The sequence below is a fragment of the Pseudomonas sp. S2_A02 genome, assembly GCF_054668495.1.
On record NZ_CP162776.1, the window covers coordinates 1,929,912 to 1,947,279 of the forward strand.

A 17,368-nucleotide genomic window follows, 5' to 3' on the forward strand; every position below is an offset into this window, starting at 1 on the left:
CAAGTGTTATGCCAGAAGTGTCGGGGGCGAGTTGAGGCAGGGGATCATCAGCCACTACAAAACAAATGTGGGAGCGAGCCTGCTCGCGATGAGGCAGTAACATTCAACATCTCCGTTGATTGTTCCACCGCTATCGCGAGCAGGCTCGCTCCCACACAGGGGGTATTGCGTTTGATCAGGCGTAGTAGTCGACGGCGCTGGTGCCAATCACGCTGGTGGTGTTGGCAGCTACTTCAGCAACAGTCGCAGGGAGTTCTTCATCGACAGAATCGAGACGACCGCCACTAGCGTTGGTACGTCCACCCTGCCCCTGTTGAGGCTGCTCCTGACCCTGACCCTGCCAGCCACGAGACTGATCGGAAACGTTGACGTCGACCTGACCCATGCCCTGCTGCGCGAACATGTCACGCAGGCGATGCATTTGCCCGTCGAGCGCTTCGCGAACGCTTGGGTGGGCGCTCATGAAAGTCACCTGGGTCTGCTGATCCGGAACCATGTTTACCCGAATATCCAGGCGTCCCAGCTCGGCCGGTTGCAACTGGATGTCGGCAGCCTTGAGATTGGCGCTGGACAGGTACATGACCCGATTGACCACCTCTTCGGTCCAACCGCTCTGATGCATGGCGATTGGCTGGTTCACCGGCAATGCATTGGCTGTCTTCGGCGTTGCCGCCTGGGTCAGTGCCGCCAGACGGTTGGCGAAATCATCGACACGGGTATCGCTGCTGGCGGACTTGAGATCCTTGAGGCCGTCATCGATCAGGCCACTGAAAGCCTTATCGCCGCCCTGGCTGGTGCTGTCCTGATCAGCCTGCACATCAAGCATGCTCGCCATGCCCGTGGTAAAGTTTTGTGCCGAAGTCGGCTCACCGTCGACTTGAGCCGAGGTCGTCGCCGCTTTTGGCTGGGCCTGACTGGTGGCAGAAACGTGCCCGCCCTGCTCCATGGCCATGCGCACGGCTGGCAGCGCATCGAGAGGATCGGCTTCGGGATCGAAATCTGGATCGATGCTCGCAACCGTCTGTGCCGCAGCCGCGGTAACGACGGCAGCGACAGGTGCCTCAACGTGTGATTGCGAAGTGGCCACAACTGCTGGGGTTTCCGGCACAGGGGCTGGCACCGCCGGCTGCACCACCAACGCAGGAACGAGGGCCGGATCGACAGGCGCGGTATCGGCCACCGGCATCGATGTCTCGGCCGTATCCGAGGCGTCATCGCTGGCCGTCTTGTCGTCAGCCTGCGCCGGTTTATCGGCGGGCAAGGAATTGCCGCTATCGGCAACTGTCGGTTCCGGGGCGGCAGACTTGTCGTTGCTCACGTCTTTTTTGCCGACGCTGTCCGAGACTTTGTCGCGTGCGGGTTTAGCCGATCCATCTGCCACGGCCGAGGGCTTGTTCTGGGCTTGATTGGCATAGACCTGAGCGAAGCTGGACGCCTTGTCCCCGGGCTCAGCCGTCAGCGCCGGCGCATTGGCGGTCGCGGCTTGAGTCTTGGCCGTAGCGGCGGCCTGAAGCAGTATATTGGGGGTAACGGGCATAACGGTCTCCGCTGCACTGGGATCGTAGGTACAGTTGAGTAAGTTGACTGCAAGGGTCGAGCCAGCTTTGTTCGCCGACTGCTAAAAGAGCCGAACGGCTGCCTTACTCAGCAAGAGAGCGCTGGCGCTCCGCTTCGTAGAGAGGTCGGACAATGGCAAATTCACCGTCAATTTCTCCGACCAGCGCTTCAATACCTTCGAGGCTTTTTTGCTTGGCTCGCTGCTCCAGCTCATGGCACAGCTCGGCCAGCCGGGTAGCGCCCATATTGCTGCTGCTGCCTTTGAAGCTGTGCGCAGCGGCGCCCAGCTGATCGGCATCGTCAACTTTACGCAGCAGACTCAAACGCTCCTCGGAATCGGCGAGAAAGGTATCGAGCAATTCTGGATACCCGTCCTCCATTACTTCCTGCAACGCGCTCAGCACGTCACGATCCAGATGTGTGTCAGCCACTTGTTCGCTCCTTGATCAAGAATGCCCGGGATTAGGCCAGAGCCTCCCAGAAGAACTCCACGTGAGCACTGCGACCATTATCGGTCCAGCGCGCATGATGGCTCAACTGGCGGATCAAACTGACGCCACGTCCCGACAGACGGACATCATCGACAGGACGCTCCATCACTCGCGCCACATCGAAACCCTTGCCACTGTCTTCGACCCGGACCGTCAGGCAACCGCCCTCGCCTTTTGGTGCCACCTGCAAATGCACCCGTACGTAGCCATCGCGCAACTCGTCCAGACGCGCATTGCGCTGCTGATAATAACGCGCAAAACCTGAAGCATCTCGTTTCAGACTCGAATCCAGACCCAGCACGCCATGCTCCAGGGCATTGGAATAAAGCTCTGCCAGCACACTGTAGAGTGCGCCACTCTGAGTCCGCAGGCCATGCACCTCAAGCAGCAATTGCAACAAGTACGGCAGCGGATTGAAGCGTTTGAGGGTGGCGGCGCGGAATTCGAAACTCACCGACCAGTCCAGCGGGCTGGACTGGCCGCTGTCGGAGTACACCGGCGCTGGTGGACTCAGTTGCGCAGCCTCCAGCAGACTGACCTCGACCATGCTCACGTCATCGCGGGCCTCGCCGCGAAAATCCCGCAGGGCCTGTTCGATTTCTTCGAACAGCGCATCAGGCTGACGATTGGCTGCAAACACCTGCTCCAATCGCTCTACGCCAAACAATTGTTCATTGGCATCGCAGGTATCGATCACCCCGTCGGACAACAGAAAGACCCGATCCCCGACGGCCATCGGGAACACCTCGGTGCGGTCATCGAAGGTTTGCGGGCTCAGCACGCCCAGCGGCAAGTGCCGTGCCGTCAGAGCGATACATTCGCCGCTGGCGGTGCTGTGCAAGTAACCGTCCGGCATCCCGCCATTCCAGACCTCCACCGATCCTCGTTGAAAACTCAGGCACAGCAGGGTCGCACAGCAGAACATGTCCACCGGCAGAATACGTTTGAGCTTGGCGTTCATCTCGCGCAGGGTTTCGGACAAGCCGTAGCCCTTGGCCGTCATGCCGTAGAAAACTTCAGCCAAGGGCATGGCGCCGACAGCGGCCGGCAGACCGTGGCCAGTGAAATCGCCAAGCAGCACGTGCATGTCGCCGGCCGGGGTGAACGCGGCCAGCAACAGATCGCCATTGAACAGCGCATAGGGCGATTGCAGGTAACGGATGTTGGGCGCATTCAGGCAACCGGAATGGGCGACCTTGTCGAACACGGCTTTGGCCACCCGCTGCTCGTTGAGCAGGTAATCGTGGTGCCTGGCGATCAGGTCGCGTTGCTCCAGCACCGTGGCTTGCAAACGTCGCAAGCGGTCCATTGCCTTGATCTTGGCGGCGAGGATCACCTGGTTGTAAGGCTTTGCCAGAAAATCGTCGCCACCAGCCTCCAGACAACGAGCCAAGGCTTCGCTTTCGGTCAGCGACGTCAAAAAGATGATCGGCACCAGGGTTTCGCCGGCCAGCGCCTTGATTTGTTGTGCAGCCTCGAAGCCGTCCATCACCGGCATCATGGCGTCCATCAGCACCAGGTGCGGTCGCTGCGAGCGGAACGCTTCGACCGCCTCGGCGCCGTTGGCAGCCGTTAGCACCTCGTGCCCCTGACGACGGACGATAGTCGACAGCAGCAGGCGATCGGCCGCGCTGTCTTCAGCGATCAGAATCGTCAGCGGCTCGAGCGGCTGCATGGCGATCAACTGGATGTCGAACAGTTTGTCGAAGTTGGAGATGGCGAGGATTTTCTTCACATCGGAGCTGCTGTTGACGACGCGAATATCGGAATTGTCGCCACCGGCGTGATCACGCAGCAAGAGCAACATGCCCAGAGCAGAGCTATCGAGATACGTGGCTTTCTTCAGGTCCACCACAATGGACTCGGGTTTACTGTCGAGTCGCTCGTAGGACTCGCGAAACTCCTGGTGCCGACCGAAATCGAATCGCCCTTCGATCGAAATCGTCAGCTTTTTCCCACCATCAGATACTTCTGTAACGACTGACATTTTCACGGCTTCCTTGTCATTGGCGAACGTACGTGTAGAAGGTTTAGCACCTGATGGAGGCTGGAGCAAGGTCAAAAGATCGCAGCCTTCGGCAGCTCCTACGGAAGCGGGTTTGCATACGGTCAATGTAAGAGCTACCGCAGGCTGCGATCTTTTGAAACCAAACTCAATACGGATCCTGACGCGGCAACCGCTGGGACAGCTCATCCAGCAACTTCTGCTCGCGCTTGTCTTCCAGTTGCCGCGCCTCATCCCTGTAGCGCTGAACCAGTTTGCGCAAACCTTCGACCCGGGCAAACGCCTGCTGCCAGGCTTCCCGCGACTTGTTCAGGTTGTTTTGGTGCCAGTTCAGGCTCTGACGCTGCTGGTCGATGGCCGTGCCCAATTGCGCGAGAAAGCCCTGATAACCCAGCAACCATTGGCCCGAAACGCCGCTGCTGCCGCGCACGATCCATTGTTCCTGGTATTCGAGGCGGAAGTTTTCCAGGTCGGCGAGTTTGCTTTCCGCCAAACGGACCTGACCCTGGAAGTGCCCCAGGCGCTGGACGGCGGTTTTCTCGGCCTTTTCAGCCATTTCCACCACCGGTGCCAGGCGTGCTGCGCGACTCAGGGCCATGGTCGATTAACCGCCTGGCGCTGGCGCGAAGACCGACGCAAGATGGCCTTCGCTGGCGCCCATGCTGATGTTGTCGTTCAAGCCCTGGCGCAGGTACATCGTCATGGCCGGTTGCAGATTGATCGCCGTGTCGGTTTCCCGGTCACCGCCGGGCACATAGGCGCCGACGCTGATCAGATCGCGACTCTGCTGATAACGCGACCAGTATTGCTTGAACATCTGCGCGTGGTTCATGTGCTTGATGCCGACCACCGACGGCATCACCCGGCTGATGGACGCTTCGATATCGATGGCCGGGTAATGCCCTTCCTCGGCCAGGCGCCGGGACAGCACAATGTGCCCGTCGAGCACGCCCCGCGCCGAGTCGGCGATCGGGTCTTGCTGATCGTCGCCTTCGGACAATACGGTGTAGAACGCAGTGATCGAACCGCCACCCTTTTCGGCGTTACCGGCCCGTTCCACCAGTTTCGGCAACTTGGCGAACACCGACGGCGGATAGCCCTTGGTCGCTGGCGGCTCGCCGATGGCCAAGGCGATTTCCCGCTGGGCCTGGGCGAAACGGGTCAGGGAATCCATGAGCAACAGGACATTCTTGCCCTTGTCGCGAAAATACTCGGCGATCCGTGTGCAGTACATGGCCGCGCGCAGACGCATCAGCGGCGCATCGTCCGCTGGCGACGCCACCACCACCGAACGCTTGAGCCCTTCTTCACCGAGGATGTGCTCGATGAACTCTTTAACTTCTCGACCCCGCTCACCGATCAGCCCGACGACGATGATGTCAGCCTCGGTGAAGCGGGTCATCATGCCCAGCAGCACACTCTTGCCCACGCCGGTACCGGCGAACAGCCCGAGCCGCTGACCGCGACCGACCGTCAACAAACCGTTGATGCAACGAATACCCACGTCCAGCGGCTGGCTGATCGGGTCACGCTTGAGCGGGTTGATGGTCGGGCCGTCCATCGGCACCCAGTCTTCAGCCTTCATCCCGCCCTTGCCGTCCAGCGCGCGACCGGCGCCATCCAGCACCCGCCCGAGCATGCTCATGCCCATTGGCAAGCGGCCGGTGTCGGCAAGTGGCACCACGCGGGCGCCAGGCGCAATGCCGGCGACGCTACCGACCGGCATCAGAAAAACTTTGCTGCCAGAGAAGCCCATGACCTCGGCTTCGACCTGCACCGGGTGATAGCTGTCATCGTTGATGACCATGCAGCGGCTGCCCATGGCGGCGCGCAAGCCTTCGGCTTCAAGGGTCAGGCCGACCATGCGCAACAGGCGACCTTCGAGGATCGGCGCAGCAGCAAGCGCAGTGGCCTCGGTGTAGCCACCGAGGCGTTTGGCGAAGCTGGTGCGATCAAGGCGCATCGGGGTCGTCCAGTTCCGGCTCGACCGGGGCAACCGCAGGCTTTTCGTCGACCGGCAGTTCCAGGCACAGGTCCGGTGCGGCTGGGTGCAGCGCTTGATCGTGCAATTGATCGAACAGCTTGGCCATGACCTGGGTCACACGGGTTTCGATGGTGGCGTCGATGCGACTGTGCTCCGTTTCGACCCGGCAACCGCCCGGCAACAAGGATTCGTCCTCGACAATGCGCCAGGTTTCTTCATGGCGCTCGCGCAAGGCTTTGACCTGTTCGAAATCCTGTGGATTGACGTACAACCGCACGTTGCCCACGCCCAGCGGCAACAGCTTGAGCGCTTCGCGCATGACGTGTTCAATCTGCGTCGAGTCGATGGCCAGTTCGCGCTGAATCACTTGCTTGGTGATGTGCTGCACAAGGTCGACCAGCGACTTTTCGATCTGGGTGTCCTGCTCGGCAATCGGCTCGAACAAGTTGACCATCAGTTGTTCCAGGCCAGCGATCTTGGCCGTCAGGGCCACTTCGGCTTCCTGACGGACCTTGAGCGTGGTGCTGTGAAAACCTTCTTTTTCGCCAACCGCAAAGCCTTCGTTGTAGGCCTCCTGACGAATGCTTTCGAGCTCTTCGAGGGTCAGTGGCTGGACTTCTTCCAGCGGCACTTCTTCCATTTCCGGCGGTTCGGGCTCGGGCTCCGACTCAGGTTCCGGCACAAACGGGTCGAAACTGGGCAGTGACCAGATGTCGAAACCACCGACATCCTTGGCACGGATCAGGTCGGTATTGGACTCATCATGTTTGGACGACATAGTGACCTTAGATCATCTCTTCGCCGCCCTTCCCGCCGAGAACGATTTCTCCGGCTTCGGCCATACGGCGGGCAATGGTGAGGATTTCTTTCTGCGCGGTTTCCACGTCGCTGACGCGCACCGGGCCTTTGGCCTCGAGGTCGTCGCGCAACAGTTCGGCCGCCCGTTTGGACATGTTCTTGAAGATCTTTTCCTTGACGCCTTCGTCCGAACCCTTGAGGGCCAGCACCAGAACATCCGAGGACACTTCGCGCAACAGCGCCTGAATGCCGCGGTCGTCGACATCGGACAGGTTGTTGAACACGAACATGAGGTCTTCGATCTGACCGGACAGGTCCTCGTCGACTTCGCGGATCGAGTCCATCAACTGACCTTCGATCGAGCTGTCGAGGAAGTTCATGATGTCGGCCGCACGCTTGATGCCACCCAGGGTGGTGCGCGCGGCATTCGAGTTGCCGGAGAACTGCTTCTCGAGAATCAGGTTGAGTTCTTTCAGGGCCGCTGGCTGCACGGTGTTCAGCGAAGACACCCGCAGGATGATGTCCAGCCGGACCTTGTGGTCGAAGTTGCCCAGCACTTCACCGGCCTGATCCGGGTCGAGGTACGCCACCACGATTGCCTGGATCTGCGGGTGCTCGTAACGAATCACGTCGGCGACGGCGCGCGGTTCCATCCACTTCAGGCTGTCGAGGCCACTGGTGTTGCCGCCCAGCAGGATCCGGTCGATCAGGCCGTTGGCCTTGTCTTCGCCCAGCGCCTGGGTGAGCATGTTGCGTACGTAGTCATCGGAGCCGACACCCAGGCTGGTCTGGTCGCCGACGATGTCGACAAACTCACTCATGACCTGTTCGACCTGCTCGCGGTGTACGTTACCCATCTGGGCCATGGCCACACCCACACGCTGGACCTCTTTAGGCCCCATGTGGCGCAGCACTTGCGCGGCGTCGGTAGAACCCAGGGACAGCAGCAGGATCGCGGCTTTATCAACCCGGGACAGTTTGGCGACAGCGGCTCGGTTATCACTCATCTGCGTTAATCCACTCTTTCACGACCTGGGCCACGCGACCCGGATCTTCTGCCACCAGACTCTTGATTGCGTTCAACTGTGCGTCATAGCCTTCGCTCGGGCTCGGCAGCAAGATGCTGGTCGGGCCGCCGAGGCTGACGCGGTCGTTGGCCAGTTCGCCGTCCAGGCCGCCCATGCCACCGAGCTCCATGTCGCTGCCCAGGCCAGCGAGTTGCTTGTCTTTGCCGCCACCGGTGATGTTGTTGAGCACCGGACGCAGCACACCAAACACCAACACCAGGATGAACAACACACCCAGCACTTGCTTGACGATGTCCCAGAACCAAGGCTGAGAGTAAAACGGAATATCGGCGATCACTTCACCGCGCTCGGCAGAGAACGGCATGTTGATCACACTGACGCTGTCGCCACGGCTGGCGTCGAAACCGACCGCGTCCTGTACCAGACGGGTGAAGCGCGCCAATTCATCGGCGCTCCACGGCGCACGGCTAGTTTCGCCATTGGCCGCGTTGACCTTGACCTGATCGTCCACCACCACCGACACCGACAGGCGATTCAAACGGCCCTGTTGTTGTTTGGTGTGACTGATGGAACGGTCAAGCTCGAAGTTCTTGGTGGATTGTTGACGCTTGTCTGCCGGATACGGCGCCAGCATCGGCTGGCCGGTGGCCGGGTCCATGATTTGCTGACCGTTGGCATCGAGCAATGGCTGACCTGGCTGCACCATGCCGGCCGACGCGGTGGCGCCACCGGTGGTTTGCGGCGCCGAGGCTGGCGACGGCGGCTGGTTGCTCAGGGCACCCGGCACACCTTGCGGGCCATTGCTGGCGGTACGCTGTTCGTTGACCGACTGCTCGCTACGCAAGGCCGGCTGGTCCGGGTTGAACTGCTCGGAAGTCGACTCGACGGCACTGAAATCCACGTCCGCCGATACTTCGGCTTTATAGCGGTCATTGCCCAGCACCGGTTGCAGGATGTTGTGCACGCGCTGGGTCAGCATGCTTTCCATGCGACGGCTGTAATCGAATTGCTTGCCGGCCATGGTCAACTCAGAGTTTTCTGCCTGATCCGACAGCAGATTGCCCTTCTGGTCGACAACGGTGATCTGCGATTTGCTCAGCTCGGGAACGCTGGTCGCCACCAGATTTATGATGGCGACGACCTGGCCCGGCTCCAGCGAGCGACCGGAATAGAGTTCAACCAGAATAGAAGCGCTGGGCTTGCGTTCGTCACGCACGAACACCGAGCTTTTCGGAATCGCCAGATGCACGCGGGCACCCTTGACGTTGTTCAGGCTGGAAATGGTCCGGGCCAGTTCGCCTTCGAGGCCGCGACGATAACGGGTCGCTTCCATGAACTGGCTGGTGCCCAGCCCCTGTTCCTTGTCGAGAATCTCGAAACCGATGTTGCCGTCGCTGGGAGTGACACCAGCGGCCGCGAGCTTGAGCCGCGCACGGGACAGGTCATCGGCCTTGACCAGCAAGGCACCGGAGTTCGGTTCAACGGTATAGGGAATGTCGGCGGCGGCCAGGGTTTCCATGACCTGCTTGGCGTCCATGCCGGCAAGGCTGCCGTACAGAGGACGGTAGTCTGGCTGCTGGGACCACAACACCACGGCAAAACCAATCGCCACGCTCGCAGCCAGGCCGACCAACAGGCCCACCTGACGCAACATGGTCATCTCGGAGAGGTTTTCCAGGAAGGACAACCCGAACAGCGGCGGTTTGCCGTCTATTGGGGTGGCCTTGGCCGGAACATTATCGGCGATTGCTTCTGCCATGACTCAATCTCGTCCTTAAACCGGCATCTGCATGATGTCTTGATAAGCTTGAACCAGCTTGTTACGCACTTGGGTCAGCGCCTGAAAAGACACGCTGGCCTTCTGTGAGGAAATCATCACGTCAGTCAGGTCGACGCCGCTTTTACCAATCTCGAAGGCACTGGCCAACTGATTGGACGCCTGCTGGGTGTCGTTCACTTTATTGACGGCCTGACCGAGCATGTCGGAAAAGCTGCTGCCACCCAATTCAGGGACTGCGGCAGTCGATTTCGGCGCAGACATCGCATCCATTTGCATGGAGCGCATGTCCAGCATCAACCGATTGAATTCAATACCTTGGCTCATGGTTTCTCTCTTTGACGAAGCTACGTCTTTGGCTACCCGCAATTTTTTGACACTCACTCGGCGGGTAGAGAGGTGTTAGCAACAAGGGTGCCAGCTCCGTGACTGCTCTAAACAAAAGCTTCCGAGCTTTGCCTTAACCGTGAATCACCGCAAAACCATTGTGGGAGCGAGCCTGCTCGCGAAGAGGGAGCGTCAGTCGATATTTATGTACCTGTCACGCCGCCTTCGCGAGCAGGCTCGCTCCCACATTTAGAGTGGTGTGCTTGCGTCAACTTTCAGGTGGAGAACAAGTAGCCTTCCACATCCATTCCGGCGTCGCGCATCTGCGCCAGCTTGTAGCGCAAGGTGCGTGGGCTGATGCCCAGTCGCTCGGCGGCTTCTTTGCGACGACCGCGCTCAGAGCGCAGGGTGTCAATAATCATCTGGAATTCACGGCGCCGCAGGTCATCGCCGAGGGCGCCCGCCGATTCGGCTTCGACTTCCACTGCGCGCACGGGCGGCGGTGCCAATGCCGGCAGCGGCGCACACGCCACAGGCCCGGCCAGGCAGAAATCCTGCGGCTGGATCAAGCCGCCCTGCTGCAGAATCAAGGCACGCTGGATTGCGTTATCCAGTTCACGCACGTTGCCCGGCCACGGATAACCGATCAGGCATGCCTGCGCCTCGGGCGAGAGCTTCGCCACGGCATGCTTCATTTTATTGACGTGTTTGGCCAGCAGTCGCTCGGCCAACGGCAGGATGTCGGCGGTGCGCTCACGCAGCGGACGCCAGGCCAACGGAAACACCGACAAGCGATAGTAAAGGTCTTCACGAAAACGCCCCGCCGCCACTTCAGCGGCCAGGTCACGGTTAGTGGTGGCGACCACTCGGATGTCCAGCGTGATCGGCTTGCGTGCGCCGACTCGCTCGACTTCACGCTCCTGCAATACGCGCAGTAATTTGGCTTGAAGGCCGAGAGGCATTTCGGAGATTTCATCGAGCAGGATCGTCCCGCCATCGGCCTGCTCGAACTTGCCGGCCTGCGCTGCGATGGCGCCGGTGAACGAACCCTTTTCGTGACCGAACAAGGTGGCTTCGAGCATGTTGTCCGGGATCGCTGCACAGTTGATTGCAATGAACGGCTGACTGGCGCGATGGGAGTGCTGATGGATGTAACGCGCCAGCACTTCCTTGCCGGTTCCGGACTCACCGGAGATCAACACCGTGGAGTCACTGCGCGCCACTCGCGCGGCCAATTCGAGCAATTGCGCACTGGCCGGCTCGTACGCCACAGGCCCCTCACTCTCGGTCGCGCCGAGATTGCCCAGTGCGTGACGCGCCACCAGATCGAGCAAGGCTTTGGGCTCGAATGGTTTGACCAGATAATCCGCAGCGCCCTGACGCATGGCGTCGACTGCCCGCTCGACGGCGCCGTGGGCGGTCATCAGTAGCACCGGCAGTTGCGGCTGACGAGCGCGCAGCAATCCAAGCAGTTGGTGGCCATCCATGCCCGGCATGTTGACGTCACTGATCACCAGATTGAACGCCTCGGCACTGACCGCAGCCAGCGCCTCTTCCGCCGAACCGACCGCCGTGTAATCGTGCCCGGCAAGCAGCAGCGTATCGGCTAATGCCTCCCGTAGTGCGCGATCATCCTCGACCAGTAAAACCTTGATCGCCATGTCTTTCACTTCGCTCCCTGAGCGCTGCGCTGTTCACCCGAAAAAAGCGGCAAGATCACCTGCGCACAAGTGCCGCGACCCGGCCGCGAGCGCAACTGTAATTCTCCCTGATGAGCACGGGCGACTGCCTTGACCACGGTCAGGCCCAGGCCGGTGCCAGTGGTTTTAGTGGTGAAAAACGGCTCACCCAAACGCACCAGGACCTTCGTGTCGATGCCACTGCCGCTGTCGCTGACGCACAAGCGCAGGTTGTTGCCGCGGGTATACAGGTGAACCTTCAATCGGACATCACCGGCACTCGCCTGAATGGCGTTCTCGATCAGATTCAGAATGGCCCCGACCAGGGTGTCGCGATTGCACAACAACTCACCGGCATGACTGTCGCACTGCCAGCGAATCGGCAGATCCTGAACATGGGTCAGCGCTGCCGCTTGCAGCGACTGCATCAGCATTTTGGGGGTCACGCGATCGGTCAGCGGCAGCTCGCCGCGAGCGAACACCAGCATGTCGCGAACCTGGTGCTCCAGCTCATGCAGACGCTCTTTCAGGCGCCCGGCAAAACGTTGCTGGGTCTCGACCGGCAACGCCTGCTCAGTCAAATGACTGGCATAGAGCAACGCAGCGGACAACGGCGTGCGAATCTGATGAGCCAACGATGCGACCATACGACCGAGAGACGACAGGCGCTCATGGCGAGCCAGCTGACCTTGCAGATGACGGGTTTCAGTCAGGTCGTTGAGCAACACCAATTGACCAGGCTCAGCGTCCAGCGAGCGGGTGGCGATCGACAGGCGTCGACCGTCCTTGAGAGAAATTTCGTGACCGTCGTCTTCGCGCGGCGCAAAGCATCGAGTAATCACATGACGCCACAGCTCGCCTTCGAGAGGCAGACCTAGCAGTTCACTCGCGGCGGGATTGGCTTCGCGCACGATTCCTTGGGCGTCGATGACGATGACGCCGCCAGGCAACAGATCGAGGAGATTTTGCAGGCGGTTGGCCAGGCGTTCTTTTTCCGCCAGCTCCTGCATGCGCTGAGCACTGACCACCGCCAGCTCGCCCTTGAGCTCGGTGACCCGGGCTTCGAGCATGCTGTAGGAATCGGTCAATTGGCTCGACATCTGGTTGAACAGCGCAAATGCCTGCTCAAGGCCAAGCCGGCTTGCCTGCTCTACGGACGACGGTTGCCCCGAAGCATCTGGGACAGGAGACATCTGGGCGGCTTGGGGCATCGTGCTCTCTCGCGTGGTTGACCGTCAGTTAAACGGAACGTTGCGAGGGATGTAGCAATACCCGTGCCTAAAAAAAAACGCCTATAAATGAAGGAGTTGAAAAACAGGCGTCAATCATCCGCCTGTTCATCACCGTCACGACGGCTCATGCCGTACTTGCGCATCTTCTCAACCAGCGTGGTGCGACGAATCCGCAGCCGTTCGGCCGCCCGCGCCACGATGCCATTGGCATCATCGAGCGCCTGTTGAATCAGCCCTTGTTCCAGACCGCCGAGATAGTCTTTCAGGTCCAGGCCTTCCGGTGGCAGCATGGCATTGGCGGTGAAGTCCGGGGTATGGCCGTTGATGGCCACCCGCTCTTCAAGATCGCTGCGCAGGCTATCGACCAATTGCTCGTCTTCGTCATCGACGTAGCGGAATTTCTTCGGCAACTCGACCACGCCGATCACCCCGTACGGGTGCATGATCGCCATGCGCTCCACCAGGTTGGCCAGCTCGCGAACGTTGCCCGGCCAGCCGTGACGGCACAGCGACATGATCGCCGCCGAGTTGAAACGGATCGAGCCACGCTTCTCGTGCTCCATGCGCGAGATCAACTCGTTCATCAGCAGCGGGATATCTTCGACGCGTTCGCGCAAGGGCGCCATCTCGATCGGGAACACGTTCAAGCGATAGTAGAGGTCTTCGCGGAAGGTCCCGATCTCGATCATGCTTTCGAGATTCTTGTGGGTCGCCGCAATGATCCGTACATCGACGCTTTGGGTCTTGTTGCTGCCCACGCGCTCGAAGGTGCGCTCCTGCAAGACACGTAGCAGCTTGACCTGCATCGGCAGCGGCATGTCGCCGATTTCGTCGAGGAACAACGTACCGCCATTGGCCAGCTCGAAACGCCCGGCGCGACTGGTGATCGCTCCGGTGAAGGCACCCTTCTCGTGGCCGAATAATTCGCTTTCCAGCAACTCGGCCGGGATAGCCCCGCAGTTGACCGGCACGAACGGCGCTTCCCGACGCTTGGAGTGGTAGTGCAGGTTACGCGCGACCACTTCCTTGCCGGTCCCGGATTCACCGAGGATCAGCACGCTGGCATCGGTGTCGGCGACTTGCTGCATCATCTGACGGACGTGTTGAATCGCCCGGCTGGTGCCGACAAGGCTGCGGAAAAGATTGGGCTCACGGTGACGACCGCGCTCACGGGCCTGGTCATACATCTCGCGATAGACCTGGGCACGGTGCAACGAATCGAGCAATTTGCTGTAGCTGGGTGGCATTTCGAGAGTCGAAAGCACTCGGCGACGCTGGTCTTCCGGCAAGTCAATGGAAGAATTATCGCCCATTAACAAAACTGGAAGGAACTCATCCCAGGTTGAGAGTGTCTTTAACAGGCCCAAAAGTGCACCAGGAGCATTTACCGTCCCGATGAGGACACAGATTACTTCACGACTTGATGACAGAGAGCCGACCGCCTGCTGCCAGTCATGGCTGCCACAGGGTAAATTTTCTTCGCCGAGAAAATTTAAAATCACCGCCAAATCGCGGCGACGGACGCTATCGTCATCAATCAGCAGAATTTTGGTTTCACGCCACATGCAATAGCAACTTCCCTAGTCAACTCAATGCCCAAAATGAGGGGCAAGCTAGACGCTTGCAGACACGTTATGCCTGTAGACGCCTGAAATCTGGAACCAGCCACTAGTTAAGTCAAAAAACCGTGCACAGTCAAATTTATGGCGCACTATGTTTGGATTAACTGAGGGTTAATTAACCAAACAGATGGTAAACCTTTGCCGCGCTCTGTGCTTGGTGGATCTGCGACATCTCGTCGACTATCGCCTGCCGCTCTCCCGTCGCCGCCTCCAGAAGCTGTTTATACACTCCCAGCAACTCCTCAAGGTTGTCGCGCAACGCGACCTCGTCCACCGTAGCTTCACTCAAGACGTCTTCCATGCAGGAACGGCAAGCCAGGTCCAACTCACCAATGGCTTCCCAGTTGCGCTCGGCCAATGCACCGACGAGGGCATCGCGGGTTTGTTCGATTCGCTGCAAGACAAGACTCATGGTGATCTCCTTAAAACTGCGGACCCGGCGCGGCAATGGCATCCCAACCGTCTTTGACCGTGCGAAGCAGGTCGGCGACTTCGTCGAGAATTTTTGGATCGGTCTTGATGTTGGCTTCAGCCAGACGTTTCATCATGTAGGTATAGAGGTTATCCAGCTCACCTACCGACTCAGCCTGGTTTTCCAGATCCAGACCTTCACGCAGACCACCGATGATGCCGATGGCCTTGCCGATCAGAACGCCTTTATTTGGAACATCCTTACGCTCCATCGCACCTTTGGCCTGGGCGATACGATCCAGGCCACCTTCCATTAGCATTTGCACCAAACGATGCGGACTGGCTTCGGAAGTTTGCGCCTGAGCGCCAATCTTCTGGTATTGGCGAAGGGCTAACATTGGATTCATGTTGTACCTCATCAGAAATCTGTGGTTCGTATAACCAGTGTATCGACGACGCGTCAAAAAACTTTAGATTCAAAAACAAAAAGCCCGGAGCGTGAAAACGCTGCCGGGCTTTTGGCACTGTGAGTGTTACGAGTTCTTCTGCTGCGCAGTCATGGCCTCGAACATAGACGTGATGTTACTGGCCGTCGCTTTCAGCTTGCCGACAAGAGTATCCATGTCGTTGTACTTTTTGGTCAGTACCGCGGTCAGGGTCTCGATTCGGCGATCCAGCGCCGCTTGGTCATTGGTCAGGCGCTTCTTGGTCACATCAAGCGCCTTGGAGCGTGCATCCAGAATCGAGTCGACGCTTTTCCCGCTGACCAGTTTCGACTCGGTGAATGGCTTGATCACATTATTCATGCGCTCAATCAGACCATTGGTTCCGGTAAACAGCGTCTGAACCTCACCACCCAGCTTCTTGTTATTCATGGCAGCGGTGAATTTCGTCGAGTCGAAATCCAGCGCACCCGTCTTCTGATTCGTGGTAATCCCCAACTGCGACAGCACAGTCAGCTTATCCCCGGCACCGGTCTGGGACAGTGGCCCGCGCAGAGCATCGAGAATCGAACGTGGAAGCGGGTCACCGGTCAGCGCTGCGGGAACGGTCAGTTTGCCATCGTCGTCCAGGGACGGCTTGGTCAAAGAAGTCACAGCGTTGGCGACAGCGTTGTACGCGTCGACGAACTTCTGGATCGAAGCCTTCAGACCGTCGTTGTTGGACGCCACGTTGACCGTCGACTTGCCGACCGTCAGCAGGTTCAGCGTCAACCCCGAAATCGACTTGTCGACCGTATTGGACGAACTGGTCAGTGACAGCCCGTCAACGGTGAATACAGCATCCTGTGCCAGGCTGCCGATAGCACCCGAAGAAGTGGCAGTCGGTGTGGCGGCCATCAGGGTCGTGCCATCGATTTCCAGACCGGCGATGCCGCTGGCGGAAATATCGGAACCTGCGCCCGTAGTGGTGGACCCCAGCACCAGTCGCGAGCCGAAGCTATCGGTCACGATGTTGGCGCTCAAGCCACTGGACTGGTATTGGGTGTTGATCGAGTCACGCACCGATTGCAGGGTCGCACCTGCACCCACAGTGACCGGGTAGCTTTTGCCATTTTGGGTGATGGTCAGCGTACCCGTCGGGATCGCACTGCTTGTGCCGCCGGCAAACGCCGCACTGGCAACTTTCGACGAGGTCGCCAGCTTAGTGACGTCCACGACATAACTACCGGAAACAGCCGCGTTACTGGACGTGGCGGTCAACACTTTGAGGTCGGAGGACGTTGCTGCAAAACCGGTGAACTGAGGGCTAGTGGTGCTCCCCAAGTCGGCGAGGGTTTTCTGGAACGTCGCCAGCAGCGACTTCAAGGTACCAATCCCGGAAATGCTCGCCGTATTGGTCGTGGTCCCACGGTCGATCTGACCTTGCTTGGCCGCTTTGTCGGCGTTCACCAAGGCCTTGACGATAGCACCGGTATCAAGGCCGGAGCCTAAACCCGTGCCCGGTAGAATTGGACTTGCCATGTGAAACTCCCTTCAGTGTGTCGCCGGCCTTTTGACCACTACAACGCCCAAAAGAACATAGCAACAAAATTCGTGCCAGCTGTCAGGCTTTTGCGCTGAACAACAGGCTGCTTGCATCATTCAAACTATTGGCCAGTTTCAGGACTTCTTCGTTGGGGATCTGACGGATCACCTCACCGGATTCGCTGGCAATGACTTTGACAACCACTTTGCCCGAAGGCTCGTCGATCGAGAATTCCAGGTTGCGCTTGACCGACTGAACGAATTTTTCAATTTCCTGAACAGCCATCTTCAGTTTGTCCTGCTCGGTCTGTTCGCCCCTCCCTTCTTCCTTGACGGCAGCTACTGGAGCAACTACCGCTCGAGGCTTCTCCGCCGGCTTGTCGGCAACAGTCGTCGCCTGCTGGGCCGCAGGATAAGACAAGTTCAGCTTGACGCTCATATCCATGTCCATCACCTCTTAAAGTAAAAAGCGAGAGAGCGCGACAAGCGC

The 17,368-nt window shown here is 59.2% G+C and carries 16 protein-coding genes; all 16 read right to left on the reverse strand.

Annotation, left to right across the window (positions count from 1 at the left end; all coding sequences use genetic code 11):
- Positions 1 to 175: 175 nt before the first annotated feature.
- The 16 genes from AB4O41_RS08815 to AB4O41_RS08890 all read right to left on the reverse strand — a co-directional run bounded on the left by AB4O41_RS08815 (position 176) and on the right by AB4O41_RS08890 (position 17,323).
- Complete coding sequence (locus AB4O41_RS08815) at positions 176 to 1,537, reverse strand: flagellar hook-length control protein FliK (protein WP_460147279.1); 1,362 nt, start codon at positions 1,535 to 1,537, stop codon at positions 176 to 178.
- Positions 1,538 to 1,640: 103 nt separating this feature from the next.
- Positions 1,641 to 1,988: an Hpt domain-containing protein gene (locus AB4O41_RS08820; RefSeq protein WP_460147281.1), complete on the reverse strand. Its 348-nt coding sequence runs from the start codon at positions 1,986 to 1,988 to the stop codon at positions 1,641 to 1,643.
- A 31-nt stretch (positions 1,989 to 2,019) separates the two neighbouring features.
- The gene (locus AB4O41_RS08825) at positions 2,020 to 4,035 is read right to left on the reverse strand and encodes a SpoIIE family protein phosphatase (RefSeq protein WP_460147283.1); all 2,016 of its coding nucleotides are present in this window, start codon (positions 4,033 to 4,035) and stop codon (positions 2,020 to 2,022) included.
- Positions 4,036 to 4,201: 166 nt separating this feature from the next.
- Positions 4,202 to 4,651 carry a flagellar export protein FliJ gene (gene fliJ, locus AB4O41_RS08830; protein ID WP_223487760.1) on the reverse strand — a complete coding sequence of 150 codons (450 nt, stop codon included), beginning with the start codon at positions 4,649 to 4,651 and terminating at the stop codon, positions 4,202 to 4,204.
- Positions 4,652 to 4,657: 6 nt separating this feature from the next.
- Positions 4,658 to 6,016, reverse strand: coding sequence for a flagellar protein export ATPase FliI (gene fliI / locus AB4O41_RS08835; protein WP_460147285.1), 1,359 nt, complete (start codon positions 6,014 to 6,016; stop codon positions 4,658 to 4,660).
- Positions 6,006 to 6,815, reverse strand: coding sequence for a flagellar assembly protein FliH (gene fliH / locus AB4O41_RS08840; RefSeq protein WP_460147287.1), 810 nt, complete (start codon positions 6,813 to 6,815; stop codon positions 6,006 to 6,008). The genes fliI and fliH overlap by 11 nt, the downstream gene beginning before the upstream one ends.
- 7 nt (positions 6,816 to 6,822) lie before the next feature.
- Complete coding sequence (gene fliG / locus AB4O41_RS08845; protein WP_367374722.1) at positions 6,823 to 7,842, reverse strand: flagellar motor switch protein FliG; 1,020 nt, start codon at positions 7,840 to 7,842, stop codon at positions 6,823 to 6,825.
- Positions 7,835 to 9,622, reverse strand: a complete 1,788-nt coding sequence (gene fliF, locus AB4O41_RS08850; protein ID WP_460147289.1) for a flagellar basal-body MS-ring/collar protein FliF — start codon at positions 9,620 to 9,622, stop codon at positions 7,835 to 7,837. Before fliF ends, fliG begins: the two co-directional genes overlap by 8 nt.
- A 15-nt stretch (positions 9,623 to 9,637) precedes the next feature.
- Positions 9,638 to 9,967 carry a flagellar hook-basal body complex protein FliE gene (fliE, locus tag AB4O41_RS08855; RefSeq protein WP_008072611.1) on the reverse strand — a complete coding sequence of 110 codons (330 nt, stop codon included), beginning with the start codon at positions 9,965 to 9,967 and terminating at the stop codon, positions 9,638 to 9,640.
- A gap of 275 nt (positions 9,968 to 10,242) precedes the next feature.
- Positions 10,243 to 11,628 (reverse strand): sigma-54-dependent transcriptional regulator, encoded by a 1,386-nt coding sequence (locus AB4O41_RS08860; protein ID WP_460147290.1) that lies wholly within the window; start codon positions 11,626 to 11,628, stop codon positions 10,243 to 10,245.
- 5 nt (positions 11,629 to 11,633) lie between these two features.
- Entirely contained in the window at positions 11,634 to 12,839 is a 1,206-nt protein-coding gene (locus AB4O41_RS08865) for a sensor histidine kinase (protein WP_460147292.1), read from the reverse strand.
- 128 nt (positions 12,840 to 12,967) lie between these two features.
- Entirely contained in the window at positions 12,968 to 14,443 is a 1,476-nt protein-coding gene (locus tag AB4O41_RS08870; RefSeq protein WP_460147294.1) for a sigma-54 dependent transcriptional regulator, read from the reverse strand.
- 172 nt (positions 14,444 to 14,615) lie between these two features.
- Entirely contained in the window at positions 14,616 to 14,912 is a 297-nt protein-coding gene (locus AB4O41_RS08875) for a flagellar protein FliT (RefSeq protein ID WP_367374717.1), read from the reverse strand.
- Between the two features lie 10 nt (positions 14,913 to 14,922).
- Positions 14,923 to 15,318, reverse strand: a complete 396-nt coding sequence (gene fliS, locus AB4O41_RS08880; RefSeq protein ID WP_460147296.1) for a flagellar export chaperone FliS — start codon at positions 15,316 to 15,318, stop codon at positions 14,923 to 14,925.
- Between the two features lie 126 nt (positions 15,319 to 15,444).
- Positions 15,445 to 16,875, reverse strand: coding sequence for a flagellar filament capping protein FliD (fliD, locus tag AB4O41_RS08885; RefSeq protein WP_460147298.1), 1,431 nt, complete (start codon positions 16,873 to 16,875; stop codon positions 15,445 to 15,447).
- A gap of 82 nt (positions 16,876 to 16,957) precedes the next feature.
- A complete protein-coding gene (locus AB4O41_RS08890; RefSeq protein WP_460147300.1) occupies positions 16,958 to 17,323 on the reverse strand; it encodes a flagellar protein FlaG in 366 nt (121 codons plus the stop codon).
- Positions 17,324 to 17,368: the final 45 nt, after the last annotated feature.

What these genes read in the sequence shown, in the direction of transcription:
- AB4O41_RS08815 (WP_460147279.1), bottom strand. Translation starts at nt 1,537, where the DNA reads ATGCCCGTTACCCCCAATATACTGCTTCAGGCCGCCGCTACGGCCAAG.
- AB4O41_RS08825 (WP_460147283.1), bottom strand. Translation starts at nt 4,035, where the DNA reads ATGTCAGTCGTTACAGAAGTATCTGATGGTGGGAAAAAGCTGACGATT.
- fliJ (WP_223487760.1), bottom strand. Translation starts at nt 4,651, where the DNA reads ATGGCCCTGAGTCGCGCAGCACGCCTGGCACCGGTGGTGGAAATGGCT.
- fliI (WP_460147285.1), bottom strand. Translation starts at nt 6,016, where the DNA reads ATGCGCCTTGATCGCACCAGCTTCGCCAAACGCCTCGGTGGCTACACC.
- fliH (WP_460147287.1), bottom strand. Translation starts at nt 6,815, where the DNA reads ATGTCGTCCAAACATGATGAGTCCAATACCGACCTGATCCGTGCCAAG.
- fliG (WP_367374722.1), bottom strand. Translation starts at nt 7,842, where the DNA reads ATGAGTGATAACCGAGCCGCTGTCGCCAAACTGTCCCGGGTTGATAAA.
- fliF (WP_460147289.1), bottom strand. Translation starts at nt 9,622, where the DNA reads ATGGCAGAAGCAATCGCCGATAATGTTCCGGCCAAGGCCACCCCAATA.
- fliE (WP_008072611.1), bottom strand. Translation starts at nt 9,967, where the DNA reads ATGAGCCAAGGTATTGAATTCAATCGGTTGATGCTGGACATGCGCTCC.
- AB4O41_RS08860 (WP_460147290.1), bottom strand. Translation starts at nt 11,628, where the DNA reads ATGGCGATCAAGGTTTTACTGGTCGAGGATGATCGCGCACTACGGGAG.
- AB4O41_RS08865 (WP_460147292.1), bottom strand. Translation starts at nt 12,839, where the DNA reads ATGTCTCCTGTCCCAGATGCTTCGGGGCAACCGTCGTCCGTAGAGCAG.
- AB4O41_RS08870 (WP_460147294.1), bottom strand. Translation starts at nt 14,443, where the DNA reads ATGTGGCGTGAAACCAAAATTCTGCTGATTGATGACGATAGCGTCCGT.
- AB4O41_RS08875 (WP_367374717.1), bottom strand. Translation starts at nt 14,912, where the DNA reads ATGAGTCTTGTCTTGCAGCGAATCGAACAAACCCGCGATGCCCTCGTC.
- fliS (WP_460147296.1), bottom strand. Translation starts at nt 15,318, where the DNA reads ATGAATCCAATGTTAGCCCTTCGCCAATACCAGAAGATTGGCGCTCAG.
- fliD (WP_460147298.1), bottom strand. Translation starts at nt 16,875, where the DNA reads ATGGCAAGTCCAATTCTACCGGGCACGGGTTTAGGCTCCGGCCTTGAT.
- AB4O41_RS08890 (WP_460147300.1), bottom strand. Translation starts at nt 17,323, where the DNA reads ATGGATATGAGCGTCAAGCTGAACTTGTCTTATCCTGCGGCCCAGCAG.